At 62.1% G+C, this 385-nt stretch carries 1 protein-coding gene; it reads left to right on the forward strand.

The features are described 5' to 3' along the window. Nucleotides 1-24 precede the first annotated feature (24 nt). The coding region (locus tag QOL99_RS17670) for a helix-turn-helix domain-containing protein (protein ID WP_326522607.1) at nucleotides 25-385 on the forward strand (361 nt) is incomplete at its 3' end.

Raw genomic sequence — 385 nt, forward strand, 5'->3', positions numbered from 1 at the left:
TAGAGCATTTGACATAATAACGTCATGGAGAAACGGGTGGGGGCGCGGGGGTACAGCGTGGACCTGCGGGAGCGCATCGTGGCAGCAGCTCTGAAAGACAGCGACCATCAGCGGGTGGCCGAGACGTTCCAGGTGTGGATAGGGACGGTCGAGCTATACCTGAGAAAACACGCGGCTGGCACGTTGCGGGACGTGAAGCGGCCCACCGGGCGTCGTCGCACGGTGCAGAGCGAGCATGAACAGGTCCTCCTCCAGCAACTGGAGGAGGACCCCGACGCCTCACTGCAAGAACACGCCCGCAAGCTGGAGGCCAAGACCGGGCTGAGGATCAGCTATCGCACGGTGGACCGGGTGTTCCGGCGGCACAGCATCACCTACAAAAAAA

The sequence above is a fragment of the Deinococcus rhizophilus genome, assembly GCF_030271215.1.
GTDB classification, from domain to species: Bacteria; Deinococcota; Deinococci; order Deinococcales; family Deinococcaceae; genus Deinococcus; species Deinococcus rhizophilus.